General features: G+C 65.1%; 17 protein-coding genes and 1 tRNA gene. 13 read left to right on the forward strand and 5 right to left on the reverse strand.

Annotated features, from left to right (window positions below):
• Positions 1 to 17 precede the first annotated feature (17 nt).
• Genes pstC through phoR form a run of 6 tightly spaced genes read left to right on the forward strand, consistent with a single transcriptional unit; the run spans position 18 to position 5589 of the window.
• A complete protein-coding gene (gene pstC, locus CFB49_RS06345; RefSeq protein WP_069617114.1) occupies positions 18 to 1004 on the forward strand; it encodes a phosphate ABC transporter permease PstC in 987 nt (328 codons plus the stop codon).
• On the forward strand, positions 1001 to 1894 hold the full coding sequence (gene pstA, locus CFB49_RS06350) for a phosphate ABC transporter permease PstA (RefSeq protein ID WP_069617115.1): 894 nt from the start codon (positions 1001 to 1003) through the stop codon (positions 1892 to 1894). The genes pstC and pstA overlap by 4 nt, the downstream gene beginning before the upstream one ends.
• A gap of 15 nt (positions 1895 to 1909) precedes the next feature.
• Positions 1910 to 2758, forward strand: a complete 849-nt coding sequence (gene pstB / locus CFB49_RS06355) for a phosphate ABC transporter ATP-binding protein PstB (protein WP_050015221.1) — start codon at positions 1910 to 1912, stop codon at positions 2756 to 2758.
• 18 nt (positions 2759 to 2776) lie between these two features.
• Positions 2777 to 3481 carry a phosphate signaling complex protein PhoU gene (gene phoU, locus CFB49_RS06360; RefSeq protein WP_006476334.1) on the forward strand — a complete coding sequence of 235 codons (705 nt, stop codon included), beginning with the start codon at positions 2777 to 2779 and terminating at the stop codon, positions 3479 to 3481.
• A gap of 29 nt (positions 3482 to 3510) precedes the next feature.
• Positions 3511 to 4212 carry a phosphate regulon transcriptional regulator PhoB gene (gene phoB / locus CFB49_RS06365; protein ID WP_006750313.1) on the forward strand — a complete coding sequence of 234 codons (702 nt, stop codon included), beginning with the start codon at positions 3511 to 3513 and terminating at the stop codon, positions 4210 to 4212.
• 57 nt (positions 4213 to 4269) lie between these two features.
• Complete coding sequence (gene phoR / locus CFB49_RS06370) at positions 4270 to 5589, forward strand: phosphate regulon sensor histidine kinase PhoR (RefSeq protein WP_089490914.1); 1320 nt, start codon at positions 4270 to 4272, stop codon at positions 5587 to 5589.
• An 82-nt stretch (positions 5590 to 5671) separates the two neighbouring features.
• Here the strand turns inward: phoR and ppk1 are convergent, their stop codons facing one another.
• Positions 5672 to 7735, reverse strand: coding sequence for a polyphosphate kinase 1 (gene ppk1, locus CFB49_RS06375; protein ID WP_069617117.1), 2064 nt, complete (start codon positions 7733 to 7735; stop codon positions 5672 to 5674).
• Positions 7736 to 8013: 278 nt separating this feature from the next.
• Here ppk1 and ppx point away from each other — a divergent pair, with 278 nt between their 5' ends.
• The gene (gene ppx / locus CFB49_RS06380) at positions 8014 to 9528 is read left to right on the forward strand and encodes an exopolyphosphatase (protein WP_089434826.1); all 1515 of its coding nucleotides are present in this window, start codon (positions 8014 to 8016) and stop codon (positions 9526 to 9528) included.
• 121 nt (positions 9529 to 9649) lie between these two features.
• Here the strand turns inward: ppx and CFB49_RS06385 are convergent, their stop codons facing one another.
• On the reverse strand, positions 9650 to 10084 hold the full coding sequence (locus CFB49_RS06385) for a hypothetical protein (protein ID WP_069617199.1): 435 nt from the start codon (positions 10082 to 10084) through the stop codon (positions 9650 to 9652).
• Between the two features lie 661 nt (positions 10085 to 10745).
• Between CFB49_RS06385 and CFB49_RS06390 the strand changes: the two genes are divergently transcribed.
• The 3 genes from CFB49_RS06390 to CFB49_RS06400 are packed head-to-tail and all read left to right on the forward strand — an operon-like array spanning position 10746 to position 12528.
• Complete coding sequence (locus tag CFB49_RS06390; protein WP_089490915.1) at positions 10746 to 11258, forward strand: DUF4189 domain-containing protein; 513 nt, start codon at positions 10746 to 10748, stop codon at positions 11256 to 11258.
• Between the two features lie 44 nt (positions 11259 to 11302).
• Positions 11303 to 11767: a DUF4189 domain-containing protein gene (locus CFB49_RS06395; RefSeq protein WP_176730142.1), complete on the forward strand. Its 465-nt coding sequence runs from the start codon at positions 11303 to 11305 to the stop codon at positions 11765 to 11767.
• 23 nt (positions 11768 to 11790) lie between these two features.
• A complete protein-coding gene (locus CFB49_RS06400) occupies positions 11791 to 12528 on the forward strand; it encodes a DUF6683 family protein (protein ID WP_143329241.1) in 738 nt (245 codons plus the stop codon).
• A gap of 208 nt (positions 12529 to 12736) precedes the next feature.
• Here CFB49_RS06400 and CFB49_RS06405 read toward each other — a convergent pair.
• Positions 12737 to 12813: transfer RNA gene (locus CFB49_RS06405), tRNA-Pro, on the reverse strand.
• Positions 12814 to 12972: 159 nt separating this feature from the next.
• On the opposite strand from CFB49_RS06405, the gene sixA reads away from it, so the two are divergent.
• On the forward strand, positions 12973 to 13434 hold the full coding sequence (sixA, locus tag CFB49_RS06410; RefSeq protein ID WP_069617202.1) for a phosphohistidine phosphatase SixA: 462 nt from the start codon (positions 12973 to 12975) through the stop codon (positions 13432 to 13434).
• A gap of 170 nt (positions 13435 to 13604) precedes the next feature.
• Positions 13605 to 14411, forward strand: coding sequence for a GNAT family N-acetyltransferase (locus tag CFB49_RS06415; RefSeq protein ID WP_069617119.1), 807 nt, complete (start codon positions 13605 to 13607; stop codon positions 14409 to 14411).
• 204 nt (positions 14412 to 14615) lie between these two features.
• Here the strand turns inward: CFB49_RS06415 and CFB49_RS36225 are convergent, their stop codons facing one another.
• Positions 14616 to 14786 (reverse strand): hypothetical protein, encoded by a 171-nt coding sequence (locus tag CFB49_RS36225; protein ID WP_006476323.1) that lies wholly within the window; start codon positions 14784 to 14786, stop codon positions 14616 to 14618.
• Between the two features lie 136 nt (positions 14787 to 14922).
• Between CFB49_RS36225 and CFB49_RS36230 the strand changes: the two genes are divergently transcribed.
• Positions 14923 to 15099, forward strand: coding sequence for a hypothetical protein (locus CFB49_RS36230; RefSeq protein WP_089434830.1), 177 nt, complete (start codon positions 14923 to 14925; stop codon positions 15097 to 15099).
• Between the two features lie 19 nt (positions 15100 to 15118).
• Here the strand turns inward: CFB49_RS36230 and CFB49_RS06425 are convergent, their stop codons facing one another.
• A complete protein-coding gene (locus tag CFB49_RS06425) occupies positions 15119 to 16498 on the reverse strand; it encodes an MATE family efflux transporter (RefSeq protein WP_089490917.1) in 1380 nt (459 codons plus the stop codon).

Here is a 16498-nt window from a genome sequence, read left to right on the forward strand (position 1 = left end):
ATCAAAAGCAGGCACCCATGTCTGATATTTCATACCCGTCCTCCCGATCGGCCGACAGTGCGCAGCAGCGCGCGCCGAGTCGTCTCGGGGATGTCCTGTTCGGCGGCCTTGCGCGGCTCGCCGCGATCGTGACCCTGCTGCTGCTCGGCGGGATCATCGTTTCCCTGATCATCGCGTCGATGCCGACCATCCAGAAGTTCGGCATCGGCTTCCTGTGGCAATCCGAGTGGGATCCGAACTCGGACATCTACGGCGCACTCGTGCCGATCTACGGCACGATCGTGACGTCGCTGATCGCACTCGTCATCGCGGTGCCGGTCAGCTTCGGCATCGCACTGTTCCTCACCGAATTGGCGCCCGTGTGGCTGCGCCGTCCGCTCGGCATCGCGATCGAGCTGCTCGCCGCGATTCCGTCGATCGTGTACGGCATGTGGGGGCTGCTCGTGTTCGCGCCGATCTTCGCCGAATACTTCCAGAAACCCATCGGCCGGCTGCTCAAGGACGTGTGGGTGCTCGGCCCGCTGACGTCCGGCGCGCCGATCGGCATCGGCATTCTCGCGGCCGGCGTGATCCTCGCGATCATGATCATCCCGTACATCGCGTCGGTGATGCGCGACGTGTTCGAGGTGACGCCGGTGCTGCTGAAGGAATCGGCATACGGCATCGGCTGCACGACCTGGGAAGTGATGTGGAAGGTCGTGCTGCCCTATACGAAGACCGGCGTGATCGGCGGCGTGATGCTCGGCCTCGGCCGCGCGCTCGGCGAAACGATGGCCGTGACCTTCGTGATCGGCAACACCAACCTGCTCGACAGCGTGTCGCTGTTCGCGCCGGGCAACAGCATCACGTCGGCGCTCGCGAACGAATTCGCGGAAGCGCAGCCGGGCCTGCATACGTCCGCGCTGATGGAGCTCGGCCTGATCCTGTTCGTGATCACGTTCATCGTGCTGTCCATCTCCAAACTGCTGCTGCTTCGTCTCGAGAAGGGAGAGGGCAAGAAATGAGCGAGCCCATCATGAATTTCCCGGGGCCGGACGGCGCCGCGCTCGACGCGATGCGCAACCGCCTGCAGCGCAAGCGCAAGGCCGTCAACGCGATCGCGCTCACCGCGTCGCTCGGCGCGATGGCCTTCGGCCTGCTGTGGCTCGTGTGGATTCTCTACACGACGGTGCATCTTGGCGTCGGCGGCCTGTCGCTGCAACTGTTCACCGAATCGACGCCGGCGCCGAACACGGAAGGCGGCGGTCTCGCGAACGCGATCGTCGGCAGCCTGCTGCTGTGCGGCTTCGGCACGCTGGTCGGCACGCCGATCGGCATCCTCGCGGGCGTCTATCTCGCCGAATACGGGCAGAAGAACCTGCTGGCGAGCACGATCCGCTTCATCAACGACATCCTGCTGTCCGCGCCGTCGATCGTCATCGGCCTGTTCGTGTACGCGATCGTCGTCGCGAAGTCGGGGCGCTTCTCCGGTTGGGCCGGCGTGATCGCGCTGGCGCTGCTGCAGATCCCGATCGTGATCCGCACGACCGAGAACATGCTGAAGCTGGTGCCGAACGCGCTGCGCGAAGCGGCCGTCGCGCTCGGCACCCCGAAGTGGCGCATGGTGCTGAAGATCACGCTGCGCGCGTCGGTCGGCGGGATCGTGACGGGCGTGCTGCTCGCGGTCGCGCGGATCGCCGGCGAAACGGCGCCGCTGCTGTTCACCGCGCTGTCGAACCAGTTTTTCTCGGTCGACATGAGCCAGCCGATGGCGAACCTGCCGGTCACGATCTACAAGTTCGCGATGAGCCCGTTCGCGGAATGGCAGTCGCTCGCGTGGGCGGGCGTGTTCCTGATTACGCTCGGGGTGCTCGGACTGAACGTCCTGGCGCGCTCGATCTTCTCGAAAAAGTAACGGCGGAGCAATCCGATGAATATGGCAGAAAGCCACCTGAATCCCGTCGAGCGCACCGCTGCGCCCGCCGGCACGCAAGACGCGGCGCACGGCCGTCCGCTCGCGCCGCTGAACGCGAAGATCGAGGTCAACAACCTCAACTTCTTCTACAACAAGTTCCACGCGCTGAAGAACATCAACCTGCGCATTCCCGAAGGGAAGGTGACGGCGTTCATCGGCCCGTCGGGCTGCGGCAAGTCGACGCTGCTGCGCACGTTCAACAAGATGTTCGCGCTCTATCCGGAGCAGCGCGCCGAAGGCGAAATCCTGATGGACGGCGAGAACCTGCTGACGACGAAGCGCGACATCTCGCTGCTGCGCGCGCGAATCGGCATGGTGTTCCAGAAGCCGACCCCGTTCCCGATGTCGATCTACGACAACATCGCGTTCGGCGTGAAGATGTTCGAAAAACTCACGCGCTCGGAAATGGACGATCGCGTCGAGTGGGCGCTCACGAAGGCCGCGCTGTGGAACGAAGTGAAGGACAAGCTGGGCCAGAGCGGCTACGGGCTGTCGGGCGGCCAGCAGCAGCGTCTGTGCATCGCGCGCGGCATCGCGATCCGGCCGGAAGTGCTGCTGCTGGACGAACCGTGCTCGGCACTCGACCCGATCTCGACGGGCCGCATCGAGGAGCTGATCGCGGAGCTGAAGAGCGACTACACGGTCGTGATCGTCACGCACAACATGCAGCAGGCCGCACGCTGCTCGGATTACACGGCCTACATGTACCTGGGCGAGCTGATCGAGTTCGGCGACACCGAAAAGATCTTCATCAAGCCGGTGCGCAAGGAAACGGAAGACTACATCACCGGCCGCTTCGGCTGATGACGGAGAACAACAGTCATGTCGGATAAACATCTGTCGAGCCAGTTCGACGCGGACCTGAATGCCGTGTCGTCGAAAGTGCTGGAAATGGGCGGACTCGTGGAGTCGCAGATCGTCGGCGCGATGCGCGCGCTGAACGAGTTCGATCGCGATACGGCCGAGAAGGTGATCGCGGCCGAGGAAACGCTGAACGCGATGGAAGTGGACATCGACCAGGAATGCGGCAACATCATCGCGCGGAGGCAGCCTGCCGCGCGCGACCTGCGTCTTTTGATGTCGATTTCGAAAACGATTACGAACCTCGAGCGCGCCGGCGACGAGGCCGAGAAGATCGCCAAGCGCGTGCGCCGCCTGGTCGACGAGCCGGCCGCACGTGCGGTCAACATCGCCGAGATCAAGGTGTCGGGCGAGATGGCCGTGACGATCCTGCGCCGCGCGCTCGACGCGTTCGCGCGCCTCGACACGGTGGCTGCCGCGCAGATCGTCAAGGACGACAAGGAAATCGACATGGAATTCCGCGCGTTCGTGCGCAAGCTCGTGTCGTACATGCAGGAAGATCCGCGCACGATCTCGGTCGGCCTCGACTACCTGTTCATCGCGAAGGCGATCGAACGGATCGGCGACCACGCGAAGAACATCGCCGAATTCATCATCTACATCGTGAAGGGCACCGACGTGCGGCACCAGCCGCGCGACACGCTCGATCGCGAAGCCAACAGTTAATCGACTCCATAGGAAGAACAGAGGTGCCGATGCCCAGCAACATTCTCGTCGTTGAAGATGAGCCCGCGATTTCCGAACTGATCTCGGTGAATCTCCAGCACGCCGGTCACTGCCCGATCCGCGCGTACAACGCCGAACAGGCACAGAACCTGATCAGCGACGTGCTGCCCGATCTCGTGCTGCTCGACTGGATGCTGCCGGGCAAGTCCGGTATCGCGTTCGCGCGCGACCTGCGCAACAACGAACGGACCAAGCACATTCCGATCATCATGCTCACCGCCCGCGGCGACGAGCAGGACAAGGTGCTCGGCCTCGAAATCGGCGCGGACGACTACGTGACGAAGCCGTTCTCGCCGAAGGAACTGATGGCGCGCATCAAGGCCGTGCTGCGCCGCCGCGCGCCGCAGCTGACCGAGGACGTCGTGTCGATCAACGGGCTGCGCCTCGACCCGGCCACGCATCGCGTCGCCGCGCACGGGGACGGCAGCGAGATCAAGCTCGATCTCGGCCCGACCGAGTTCCGGCTGCTGCATTTCTTCATGACCCATCCGGAGCGCGTGCACAGCCGCACGCAGTTGCTCGACCAGGTGTGGGGCGACCACGTGTTCGTCGAGGAGCGCACCGTCGACGTGCACATCAAACGATTGCGCGCGGCCTTGAAACCGGCCGGCTGCGATGCGATGATCGAAACCGTGCGCGGCAGCGGCTACCGCCTCGCCAAGCACGCGTAACGTATTCGGGCACGCCGCGTGCCGCGGCATGCCGTTCCTTCTTTCGGACGCTGAATCATGAACATCATCTGGGCGCGCTTCCTGGTGTCGCTCGTGCTGCTCGTGCTGATCGGCGTGTTGGTCGGCGTCTTCGCCGGCCCGACCACGGGCCTCGTGTTCGTGGTCGTGATGCTGGTCGCGCAGGGCTTTTTCAGTACCTTCCACACGCAGCGTCTGTGGCGCCTGCTCGATGCGCCGGTCTACGGCGAAGTGCCGAGCGCGCCGGGCATCTGGGGCGAGATCTACTATCGGCTGCACAAGCTCGCGAAGCAGTGGCATGCGCAGGTGCGACAGGTCGAGCAGCAGCATTCGCGCTTCATCCAGGCGATCCAGGCCTCGCCGAACGGCGTCGCGATGCTCGACGATCACGACCAGATCGAGTGGTGCAACGCGATCGCCGAAGTCCATTTCGGCCTCGACGCGAAGCGCGACCTGCGTCAGCACATCACGAACCTGGTGCGCCATCCCGATTTCGTCCGCTACCTGAATGCGCAGCATTACGACGAGACGCTGTTGATGCGCGGCATGGGCGACTCGCGGCAGAACGTGCTGGCCGTGCAGGTGTTTCCGTACGGCGAGAACCGCAAGCTGCTGCTCACGCAGGACATCACCGAGCTCGAGCGTACCGACGCGATGCGGCGCGACTTCGTCGCGAACGTGTCGCACGAGCTGAAGACGCCGCTCACCGTGCTGTCGGGCTTCCTCGAGACGATGCGCGAACTGCCGCTGAACGAGGAAGACCGCGCGCGCTATCTCGACATGATGGAGCAGCAGGCGTCGCGGATGCGGCACATCGTGACCGACCTGCTGGTGCTCGCGAAGCTGGAAGGCGAGAGCAAGCCGCCGGTCGATCACGCGATCGACATGCGTGCGGTGTTCGACCATCTGAAGGAAGATGCGCACACGCTGTCGAACGGGCATCACGACATCGCGTTCTCGATCGACGAGACGCTCGGCGTCACGGGCGCGCAGACGGAGTTGTTCAGCGCGTTCGCGAATCTCGTCACGAATGCGATCCGCTATACGCCGGACGGCGGCAAGATCGTCGTGTCGTGGCGGCGCGAGGGCGCGCAGGGCGTGTTCTCCGTCACGGACAGCGGCTTCGGGATTCCGGCCGCCGACCTGCCGCGGCTCACCGAGCGCTTCTACCGTGTCGATCGCAGCCGTTCGCGCGACACCGGCGGCACGGGCCTCGGGCTCGCGATCGTCAAGCACGTGCTGCAGCGGCACGACGCGCATCTGTACGTGCAGAGCGAGGAAGGGCGCGGCAGTACGTTCACCGCACGGTTCCCGGGCTCGCGGGTCATCGCGATCCGGCCGGCCGCTTACGAAGCATGATCGCGTAGCGGTTTGACAGTCAAAAAAAGCAGCCCGCGGGCTGCTTTTTTCATGGCGAAGCGGCGCGTATCGCGCCGACGGCTCACGAGCAGAACTTCGCGAGCAGCCCCAGCTGCGCGTTGCGGATCGTCTTGCCGGTGCGGCGGCGGCGATAGTGGCCGTCGCTGTGCATCTGCCATGCCGACTGGTTGTCGCCGAGGCACACCGACAGCCCTTCGGCGATCACGCGCCGCTTGAGCTTGCGCTCGCGGATCGGGAACGCGACTTCGACGCGGCGGAACAGGTTGCGGTCCATCCAGTCGGCGCTCGACAGATAGACGTCCTCGGCGCCGCCCGCGTGGAAGTAGTAGATGCGGTGGTGTTCGAGGAAGCGGCCGACGATCGAGCGCACCGTGATGTTTTCCGACAGGCCGGGCACGCCGGGCTTCAGCGCGCAGACGCCGCGCACGATCAGGTCGACCTTGACGCCGGCCTGCGACGCTTCGTACAGCGCGGCGATCACCGACGGCTCCAGCAGCGCGTTCATTTTCGCGACGATGCGCGCGCGCTTGCCGGCCTGCGCATTGTCGATCTCCGCGCGGATCGAATCGATGATGCGCGGATGCAGCGTGAACGGCGACTGCCACAGCTCGTGCAATGTCAGTTCGCCGCCGATCCCGGTCAGTTGCTGGAACACGTGATGGACGTCCTCGCAGATCTTCTGGTCGGCCGTCATCAGCCCGAAGTCGGTGTAGAGGCGCGCCGTGCGCGGATGGTAGTTGCCGGTGCCGAGGTGCACGTAGCGGCGCAGCGACGCCTTGCCGGCCTGCACGACGCGCCGCACGATCAGCATCATCTTCGCGTGGCACTTGTGGCCGACCACGCCGTACACGACATGCGCGCCGACGGCTTCGAGCTGCGACGCCCAGTTGATGTTGGTTTCCTCGTCGAAGCGCGCGAGCAGCTCGACGACGACGGTCACTTCCTTGCCGTTGCGCGCGGCTTCCATCAGCGCGTCCATCAGCGGCGAGTCGGTACCGGTGCGGTAGATCGTCTGCTTGATCGCGACGACGCTCGGATCTTTCGCGGCCTGCTGCAGCAGTTCGAGCACGGGCTGGAAGCTCTCGTACGGGTGGTGCAGCAGGATGTCGCCGGCGTCGATCGCGTCGAACATCGTCGGCGCGTTGGCGATGACGGCCGGCGTCGACGCGGTGAACGGCGCGAACTTCAGGTCGGGGCGATCGACGAGATCGGGAATCTGCATCAGGCGCACGAGGTTCACGGACCCGGCCACGCGATAGCAGTCCTTGTCGCCGAGTTCGCTTTCCTCGAGCAGGCGTCGCACGATGTGCAGCGGCGTGTCGGCCGACACCTCGAGGCGTACCGCGTTGCCGAGGTGGCGCGCGGGCAGTTCGCCCTGCAACGCGACACGCAGGTTCGTGATTTCGTCTTCGTCGACGAACAGCTCGCTGTTGCGCGTGATGCGGAACTGGTTGCAGCTTTTCACGACGAGTTGCGGAAAGAGTTCGCCGACGAAGCGCTGCATGAACGAGCTCAGCAGCACGAAGCCGTGCTCGAAACCCGACAGCGCATGCGGCATGCGCACGACGCGCGGCAGCGCGCGCGGCGCTTGCACGATGCCCATCACGGCCTGGCGGCCGAATGCGTCGCGGCCTTCGAGCTCGACGACGAAGTTCAGGCTCTTGTTCAGCACGCGCGGGAACGGGTGGGCCGGATCGAGGCCGATCGGCGTCAGCACGGGCAGCAGTTCGTCGAGGAAGTAGCGTCGCGCCCATTCGAGCTGCTCGTCGTTCCACGTGTCGCTCGCGTGGAAGTAGATGCCTTCCTGTTCGAGCGCCGGCAGCACGGTTTCGTGCAGCATCGTGTACTGTCGATGCACGAGCCGCTGCGCGCGTTCGACGACGAGATCGTAAGCATGCTGCAACGACATGCCGTCGGGCGTCAGCGCGCCGGGGTTGTCGCGGATCTGCTCCTGCAGGCCGGCCATCCGGACTTCGAAGAATTCGTCGAGGTTGCTGCTGGTAATGCAGATGAAGCGCAGGCGCTCGAGCAACGGGACTTGCGGATCGGCCGCCTGGGCCAGCACGCGCTCGTTGAAACCGAGGATGCCGAGTTCACGATTGAGAAGCGGGTAACGGACGGACATCGGCAGAGTAGGGGGTAATTCAGGCGATGATTCGAAAGGACGCTCGGAAACTCTCACGGTACGATGACGTGCTGATGACAATCATGGTTTTATATCGGGAAATTCTACGCCCGAACCCTTTCGTCGCATAAATGTTTTGGCTATATGGAACGGAGCAGTGTGCATGCCCGTGAAGCGTGGCAACGGCAAGCGTTCCACGCTTAAAATGTCGCCTTTGATTGACCGCCCGCGGGTGCCGGAACGGCCGCCGCGGAAGAACGCGCACGGAGCCCCTTCTGATGGTTACAACTCCCCACTTGCTGGCTGCCGTGGATCTCGGCTCGAACAGCTTCCGGCTGATCGTCGGGCGCGTCGAGGAAACGCCGGCGGGCAGCCAGATCTATCCCGTCGACGCGCTGCGCGAGCCGGTTCGGCTGGCCGCGGGGCTGTCGAGCGACAAGATGCTCGATCGCGCGTCGCAGGAGCGTGGCTGGGAGGCGCTCAAGCGGTTCGGCGAGCGCCTGCGCGATTTCCATCCCGATCATGTGCGCGCGGTGGCGACCAACACGCTGCGCGTCGCGAAGAATGCCGCCGAATTTCTCGGCGAGGCCGAGGCCGCGCTCGGGTTCCCGATCGAAGTGATCGCGGGCCGCGAAGAGGCGCGCCTCATCTATGCGGGCGCCGCGCACTCGGTGCCGGCGAGTGCCGGCAAGCGGCTCGTCGTCGACATCGGCGGTGGCTCGACCGAATTCATCATCGGCTCGCACTACACGCCGATCGTGATGGAGAGCCTCTATATCGGCTGCGTGAGCCATAGCCGCGCCTTCTTCCCGGCCGGCAACGTCGACGAATACACGATGCGGCAGGCCGAACTCGCGGCCAAGCGCGAGATCCAGATCATTTCGAGCGAATACAAGAAGGCCGGGTGGGACCAGGCGATCGGTTCGTCCGGCACTGCGCGCGCGCTCGCGGAGCTCGTCGAGGCGAACGGCTTCAACGATCCGGGCATCACGCACGGCATTTCGCGCGGCGGCCTCGAGCGCCTGAAGCGTGCGCTGATCAAGGCGGAGAACGTCAACCGGCTGAAGCTGATCGCGCTGAAGCCGGACCGCGTGCCCGTGCTCGCGGGCGGCCTCGCGATCATGCTGGCGGTGTTCGAGGAGCTGGGGGTCGACTACGTCGATACGACCGACGGCGCGCTGCGCCTCGGCGTGCTGTACGACCTGCTCGGCCGGACGCAGCACGAGGACATGCGCGCGGTGACCGTCGAGGGGTTCACGCGCCGCTACGGCGTGGATCGTGCGCAGGCGGAGCGGATCGGTGCGCTCGCGGTGCGTTTCTACGACGAGCTCGAGGAAGACGACGAGGAAGCGCGCGAGGAAGGACGGATGTTCCTCGGCTGGGCGGCCGCGTTGCACGAGATCGGCCTGTCGATCTCGCACAGCGCGTATCACAAGCATTCGGCCTATATCGCGAGCAACGCGGACATGCCGGGTTTCTCGCGTACCGACCAGGCGCGGCTCGCCGCGCTCGTGCTCGGCCATGCGGGCAAGCTCGGCAAGCTGTCGCAGGCGCGCGAGGTCGAGTGGCCGCTGCTGTTCTGCCTGCGGCTCGCGGCGCTGCTGTGCCGGCGCCGGACCGATGCGGGGCTGCCCGACATTTCCGTTTCGCAGATGAAGAAGGGCGGGTACGAGGTGCGTCTGCCGAGCGCATGGGTCGAGCAGAACCCGTTGACCGACTACAGCCTCAGCCAGGAGGCAGCGGAGTGGGAGAAGGTCGGTATCCCTTATCGCGTGGTTTATACCGGCGCGTGACAGGGCGATAGCGGGCGCCGGAAGGTGCTTCGGGCTCCGGGGAGATATGCCTTTGGGCGGCACCTTTCAGGCGTCGCCCCGTGCAATCACGGGCCGCGCAACGCGGGTGGTGATGGTCTGCTCAATCCGACGAGCAGACGATCGCGGTCAGGAACGGGAACGCCTGCTTGACGGTCGCGTCGCTGCCGGCCTTGCGCACGGCTTCCTCGACGGCGCTCTTCGTGCCGCGCACGACGACGCCGTAAGCCCAGTCACCGATCGGCTTGCCGTCGCCCGGACGGAAGATCGGGTCGTTCGCCTGGTAGCCGAGCACGACATAGACGCCGAAGCCGTACGCCGTCAGCGAGCGGTTCGTGCGGAACGCATTGACCGAATTCGATTCGACGTGCATCGGCTCCGACTGGATGTCGCCGGCCGCGAGCAGCGGCGCGACGAACTTGTGGCCGGTCGAATGGCAATCGAGCGCGTCGTCGAGCGCTTTCGCCGACGCGTCGCCGGCGGTGGCGAGCACGAGCAGCAACGCACACAGAGCAGTTTCGAGAATGTTGTTTTTCATGCGCGGATGCGGGTTGTTCACACGTATTATCGCGTGTTCCAGCAAGTTTCGTGCGCGGGCTTGGCGGGTGACGCGGGCGCGTCGATGCGCGGGGGGATCGGTGCCCGGGCCGTGCCGCTGCGGGCCCCGAACACGGGTGAGCAATTCAAGGGGCGGTAAAAAGCGCCAGTAAACTGAAAAAGGGGCTACGGTGTTCACTCCGTGCCGGCGCGCTCGGCCCACACTTCGATTGGTCTCGCGCATGCCCGCCAGCGGATGTGGGCGCACCTGGCTTCGACGCTGAACTGTCCTATCCGTGTACTGCCAATGCCACACGGATACGCATGGTTTCCAATCGTTGGGGAAACCGGTAACTCATGCCGGCGGTGGCGAATACCAAGAAATGGAAACAAATCAGGCGTTGCGTCTAGCCAGCATGTCCGCATCCAGCGCTCAATATTCTCGCCAAGGTAGACCGATTAGTCTATATTCCCTGCACGCTGCGCGCTTAATCCGGCGAGCGCGTCTTCATCAGCCGTTTTCCGACGGAAATGAGCATCGATAAGGCCAAGCCGCGGCGAGTCTTTTTCGCGATCAACTCCGTTGTGTGCGATACCGCCGACATCGAAATAATTGCCGTGAAGATGAAATCGAATAACGGGTGATCCAGCGGAGACCATCGATGCACCGAACGCGCTTCGTATTTTTGCCTGCCCTGCTGAGTGCGCTGGCTTGCGGCTCTATCGCCGAAGCGCAGACCGCCTGTCCTCCGGGGATGGTTCCGTATGGCACGGCGCAGGACCAAAGCGTGTGCGGCGCGGATCCGAACGCGCAACAGCAATACCCTGGACAGAGCTCGGCGCCCTCCGTCCGGTGGGCTTCCAGCTGGCAGGCGCTTGCGACAGACACGCCTAAGGGCATCCTCGGGGCCTCGAAAGACCAACCCGACAGGGCGCTGGCCGAAGTGGCTGCTCTGAGGGATTGCCGCCTCAAGGGCGGCACTGACTGCACACTGCAGATTTCCTATGGAAACGGCTGCGTGGCGATGGTGGTCGGCGATCGAGCGATGAACATGAATGGCGGTATCACGGACGACGATGCCGCGCAGAAGGGATTGGAGATGTGCCGCGCCGCAGGAGATTCCAATTGCCGCGTTTACTACTCCGCCTGCAGTCTTCCTCAACGCATCCAATAGCGGGGTCGACTTCATCGACTATGCGTACCTTCCGAACTTTTGCCTTGCTCGCGACTCTTCTGGGCACTGCATCCATCGGCGATGCACAAGTCGCGTGTCCGCCGGGTTGGATCCCCTATAGCGCGAGTTCCTGCGGCCCGGATACGGGCGGCCAAGAACAAGAAGCCTCTCCACCGCAACGCCAGATTAGTTGGATCTCCCGCTGGGGAGCAATCTCCACCGACGGCAAGGTGGGCGCGCTCGGCACATCCACCGATCTGGACAGCCAGCGACAGGCTGAGCGCGCCGCGCTTTCGCAATGCAAGGCGCAAGGTGGTACGCAGTGCGAGGTTGACCTCTCCTACGCGAATGGCTGCGCGGTCATGTCTGTTGGAGAAAACACGCACAACTCGAACTACGGGGCTTCGATCGACGAGGCCACAGCCAAGGCCATGAAAGTCTGCAACGCGAACGACAGGAACTGTCGCGTTTTCTATTCGGGTTGCAGTCTTCCCAGGCCGGTGCAGTAAGGCCGCCTCCGGGGAGGCGGCACATGCGAACAGGATTACGCAGACTGATTGCGGCGGCGCTCGTTGGTACATATTGGCATGTCCCCAACGCTCAGGCTCAGTACGATGCCGGTGCCAGCATCGGGCTTGGTATGGGCATGACGTCGAACAACAACATCATCGGCGGCTTGAACATTGGCTCGCAGATCGTCGGGCGGGGCGCTGCGCAGCCTCCGGGTCCGGATGCGGCCGCGCAGCAGAAACTGCGGTTTCGTCCGGATGAGACGGTTCATCGTGAAGTCTACGTGTCAATAGTCGATTTTCTGGCGCGCCGCGATCCGTCCCGGTGGGCAGAGGCCGAACGGTATCTCGCCCAATCCGCTCCACTCGCGCAGTTCGACCGCATGCTGGGGAGCTATGCATTGGAGCGCAACAACCTGGCCGATGTGCTTGTCGGCTATATGGTGGTCACTTGGGAAGTTGTGAATGCGACGCACGCCAGGCCGAAGCCGGAAGGTATCGCGACCCTGCGCGCAAAAATGCGTGCCGCGCTTGCCCGCGACAGCAAGATCAGCGGGATGTCGGATGCCGACAAGCAGCGCCGGGCCGAGACGTTCGCCTATCTGGCCGCGCTGGCCGTGGCTGCCGACACCGAAATGCAGCGTCAAGGAAACCAAGCTGGCATTGCGCAGCTTCGCCAGAGCGTTCGGCGCGCCGCTATGCAAACCATCGGTGTGGATGTTCAGGGCTTGCGCCTCGCCGAGAGTGGATTTCGGCGCTGAGCAGCCCACGGGGATCTCGTCTCGGCCCCGGAGCACGCTCGGTTAGCGACTATTGCATCTGGCCCCATACATGAACATTCCTCGGCTGTAGGGGCGAAAGGGTGAGGCAGAGAGGGATCGATATGGATGGACCGATGCGGGATGGCGTTGCGTTACATGGACCGAATAAAGAAAAAGGGGTTAGCATCAGCTAACCCCTTGATTTCCTTGGTCGGAGCGAAAGGATTCGAACCTTCGACCCTCTGATCCCAAATCAGATGCGCTACCAGGCTGCGCTACGCTCCGACGAGCCAAAGATAATAACGTCGAATGACCGATCCGGTCAATCACGATATGCGGGTAAATGCCGCGACCGCGAACCGGCCGCGATTTGCGACAATTCCCGTGATGATCGGCCGGCCCGCACGCATGCGCGCGGCCGCTCGCCGAAGCAAGGAGAACATCATGATGAACCTGATCCTGTGGCGCCACGCCGAAGCCGAAGATTACGCGCCGAGCGATCTCGCGCGCCAGCTGACCGTGCGCGGCCGCAAGGACGCGCAGGCGATGGCCAAATGGCTGCGCGGCCGGCTCGAGACGAATACCGTGATCCTCGCGAGCCCGGCGGCGCGCACCGTGCAGACCGTCGAGGCGCTGACCGACCAGTACCGGACGGTGGACGCACTCGCGCCGGGCGGCAGCGTCGACGACGTGCTGGCGGCGGCCGGCTGGCCGGAAGGCATCGCGCCGACGGTCGTGATCGTCGGCCACCAGCCGACGCTCGGCAGCGTCGCCGCGCAATTGATCGCCGGCGACGACGACAGCTGGAGCGTCAAGAAGGGCGGAATCGTGTGGCTCGCGAGCCGCACGCGCGACGGTAGCCGGCAGGCGGTGCTGCGAGCGGTTTTGACGCCCGAACTGGTGTAAAGCCCGCCGGAATGGGTTTGAAGGGATTGATCGTACGGTTTCGCAAGCTTTCTGCTAAAGTCAATTCGGCGACACGTCATTGAAAAGACACGGTCGTGCCACATAACGGTCACGGCCGGTTACTACATTGGCGGGCATGTCGTCCTATTCCTTACGACCAGGAAAGCCTAATGCGAGAACTGCCGACGCCTACGCTCCCTTTTGCCTCGCTGCCCCTCGACATGTCGCGGCGCCACCTGCCGCGCGCCAGTGAAACCGTCACATCGGAGTATCGCCTGCGCGCCGCGTGGGCGCGCACGGAAGACGAATTGCGCGAAGCCCAGCGCCTGCGCTATAGCGTGTTCGCCGAAGAGATGGGCGCGCAGGTCAGCGGCCCCGCCGGTCTCGACGTCGATCCGTTCGACGCGTATTGCGACCACCTGCTCGTCCGCGATCTCGACACGCTGAAAGTCGTCGGCACGTACCGCGTGCTGCCGCCGCATCAGGCGGCGCGGGTCGGCCGCCTGTACGCCGAAGGCGAATTCGACCTGTCGCGCCTCACGCACCTGCGCGGCAAGATGGTCGAGGTCGGCCGCTCGTGCGTGCACAGCGACTACCGCAGCGGCGCCGTCATCATGGCGCTGTGGGGCGGTCTGGGCGCGTACATGATGCAGAACGGCTACGAAACGATGCTGGGTTGCGCGAGCGTGTCGATGGCCGACGGCGGCCACTACGCGGCGAACCTGTACCAGTCGCTGTCGGCCGGCTCGCTGACGGCGCCCGAGTACCGCGCGTTTCCGCACACGGCCCTGCCGGTCGACGAACTGCAGACGGGCACCGTCGTCGCGCCGCCGCCGCTGATCAAGGGTTACCTGCGTCTCGGTGCGAAGATTTGCGGCGCACCGGCCTGGGATCCCGACTTCAACTGCGCGGATTTCCTGACGCTGTTCCGCCTGTCGGACATCAACGCACGCTACGCCCGCCACTTCCTGGGCTAAGCCGTCTGAACCGCGTCGCGCCCGTGAGGCGCGGCGCACACAAGCGAACGCCGTCGCGTGGCAAGTGCTGCGCGACGGCGTTCGTGTATCCGGTGCATGTGTGCGCATCGGACCCCGATAATTTCAGCGACACGCGACGATTACCGTACCGCGGGGTGGTACGTTCGCGCGGCCCTGGGGAAGGGCCGCCCGGCAGCGACGCGCTCAGTGCTTGCGCCGCCAGTCGAGCAGGTGGTGTTCCGCCATCCAGTGGTGGATCATCCCTTCGCCTTCGTGGCTGCGCTTGTATTCGCGCGACTCGAAGTACGACAGCGCGACGAGCACCATCAGACCGATGAACAGGCCGATCAGGCCCGCAATTTCTTCAGACGACATGGCAGCCTCCTTTCAACGGCACAGCGCCATGCGTACATAGTAGGACATGTTCGGCGCAACCCCGAAACCGGATTTCCGCTAGACTCGGCGCGGTCCCGGCGTGCGATGGGCGCGCCGTTTTCCGGAGCTCTACCTGATGACCCGTTTCATGCTGGCCGTGCTGGCCGCATCCCTCCTTGCCGCCTGCAGCAGCGATCCTCGCCAGGCGCGCCGCGGCCACCCGCCGGAAGATCCCGCCGACTATCACGGTGTGCCGACCGACATGACGCCGCCGTCGATGCTCGACGTGCCGTCGCCGAAGCCGGTGCAGTAACGCCCGGCCGCGCCTGCCGTCACGCGCGGGCCGCGGACGCGGCCTGCGGGTCGGCGCCAATGCGCCGCAACAGCGCCGGCAGGTAGCGCGCGAGCGTCGCGCCGCGCGCGGCCATGAACAGCAGCAGCGCAAACCAGAGACCGTGGTTGCCGAACGTGCCGACGGCGGCGAGCGTGGCCGCGATGAAGATCGACAACGACACGACCATCGCGCGCATCAGCGATTGCGTCTGCGTCGCGCCGATGAACACGCCGTCGAGCAGGAAGCCCCAGACCGACACGATCGGCGAGATCGCGGCCCACGGCAGGTAGCGCAGCGCGACCGCGCGGATTTCGGCCTGGTCGGTCAGGCGCGCGACGATCCAGCTCCCCGCCGCCCAGTAAACGAGCGCGAACAGCAGTGCGCCGAGTGCCGACCAGAACAGCGTGACGCGCACGGCTTGCCGGAATGCGCGGCGATCGCGCGCGCCGGCCGCCGCACCGACGAGCGCCTCGGCCGCATGCGCGAAGCCGTCGAGGCCGTACGCCATGAAGGTCTGGAAATTCAGCAGCAGCGCATTCGCGGCGAGCGTCGCGTCGCCCTGTTTCGCGCCGAGATGCGCGAACCACCCGAACGCGCCGAGCAGGCACAGCGTGCGCAGGAAGATGTCGCGATTGAGCGCGATCAGCCGCTTGAGCGCGACGCGGTCGGCCAGCGCGCGTACCGCGAGCGGTGCAAGGCCGCGCGGCCGCAACCGCCACAGCAGCCACATGCCGAGCGCGAAGCCGCAGGCGTCCGCGGTGGCGGTCGCCGCGCCGATACCCGCGATGCCCCAGCCGAAGCCGTACACGTAGAGCAGCACGGCGGCGATGTTCACCGCGTTGATGAACACCTGCGCGACGAGCGCGAGCCGCACGCGCTGCATGCCGAGCAGGTAGCCGAGCACCACGTAGTTCGCGAGCGCGAACGGTGCGCTCCAGATCCGTGCGTGGCCGTATGCGAGGGCGGTTGCGCGCACGGCATCGCTGCCGCCGAGCGCGGACAGCGCGAACGACAGCAGCGGCACCTGCAGCGCCAGCACTGCAGCGCCGAGCGCGAACGCGACGATCAGCGCACGCAGCAGGTTCAGGCGGATCCCGGCGGCGTCGCCTGCGCCATGCGCCTGCGCGACGAGACCGGTCGTCCCCATCCGCAGGAAGCCGAAGCCCCAGAACACGAAATTGAAGAACAGCCCGCCGAGCGCGACGCCGCCGAGATATTGCGCGCCGTCGAGATGGCCGGCGACGGCCGTGTCGACGGCGCCGAGGATCGGCTGGGTCAGGTTCGCGACGACGATCGGGAACGCGAGCGCGAGGACGCGCCGATGCGTGACGACGGCCGAAGCGCCGCCGGCCCCGTGCGGTGAGGCGGAGTCGGACAT

The organism is Burkholderia sp. AU17457 (assembly GCF_002223255.1).
In the GTDB taxonomy this organism is placed as follows: Bacteria; Pseudomonadota; Gammaproteobacteria; order Burkholderiales; family Burkholderiaceae; genus Burkholderia; species Burkholderia sola.

What these genes read in the sequence shown, in the direction of transcription:
- CFB49_RS36230 (WP_089434830.1), top strand. Translation starts at nt 14,923, where the DNA reads ATGACCCGTTTCATGCTGGCCGTGCTGGCCGCATCCCTCCTTGCCGCC.
- ppk1 (WP_069617117.1), bottom strand. Translation starts at nt 7,735, where the DNA reads ATGTCCGTCCGTTACCCGCTTCTCAATCGTGAACTCGGCATCCTCGGT.
- phoB (WP_006750313.1), top strand. Translation starts at nt 3,511, where the DNA reads ATGCCCAGCAACATTCTCGTCGTTGAAGATGAGCCCGCGATTTCCGAA.
- pstA (WP_069617115.1), top strand. Translation starts at nt 1,001, where the DNA reads ATGAGCGAGCCCATCATGAATTTCCCGGGGCCGGACGGCGCCGCGCTC.
- sixA (WP_069617202.1), top strand. Translation starts at nt 12,973, where the DNA reads ATGATGAACCTGATCCTGTGGCGCCACGCCGAAGCCGAAGATTACGCG.
- ppx (WP_089434826.1), top strand. Translation starts at nt 8,014, where the DNA reads ATGGTTACAACTCCCCACTTGCTGGCTGCCGTGGATCTCGGCTCGAAC.
- CFB49_RS06385 (WP_069617199.1), bottom strand. Translation starts at nt 10,084, where the DNA reads ATGAAAAACAACATTCTCGAAACTGCTCTGTGTGCGTTGCTGCTCGTG.
- pstC (WP_069617114.1), top strand. Translation starts at nt 18, where the DNA reads ATGTCTGATATTTCATACCCGTCCTCCCGATCGGCCGACAGTGCGCAG.
- CFB49_RS06390 (WP_089490915.1), top strand. Translation starts at nt 10,746, where the DNA reads ATGCACCGAACGCGCTTCGTATTTTTGCCTGCCCTGCTGAGTGCGCTG.
- CFB49_RS06415 (WP_069617119.1), top strand. Translation starts at nt 13,605, where the DNA reads ATGCGAGAACTGCCGACGCCTACGCTCCCTTTTGCCTCGCTGCCCCTC.
- CFB49_RS06400 (WP_143329241.1), top strand. Translation starts at nt 11,791, where the DNA reads ATGCGAACAGGATTACGCAGACTGATTGCGGCGGCGCTCGTTGGTACA.
- phoU (WP_006476334.1), top strand. Translation starts at nt 2,777, where the DNA reads ATGTCGGATAAACATCTGTCGAGCCAGTTCGACGCGGACCTGAATGCC.
- CFB49_RS06425 (WP_089490917.1), bottom strand. Translation starts at nt 16,498, where the DNA reads ATGTCCGACTCCGCCTCACCGCACGGGGCCGGCGGCGCTTCGGCCGTC.
- CFB49_RS36225 (WP_006476323.1), bottom strand. Translation starts at nt 14,786, where the DNA reads ATGTCGTCTGAAGAAATTGCGGGCCTGATCGGCCTGTTCATCGGTCTG.
- pstB (WP_050015221.1), top strand. Translation starts at nt 1,910, where the DNA reads ATGAATATGGCAGAAAGCCACCTGAATCCCGTCGAGCGCACCGCTGCG.
- phoR (WP_089490914.1), top strand. Translation starts at nt 4,270, where the DNA reads ATGAACATCATCTGGGCGCGCTTCCTGGTGTCGCTCGTGCTGCTCGTG.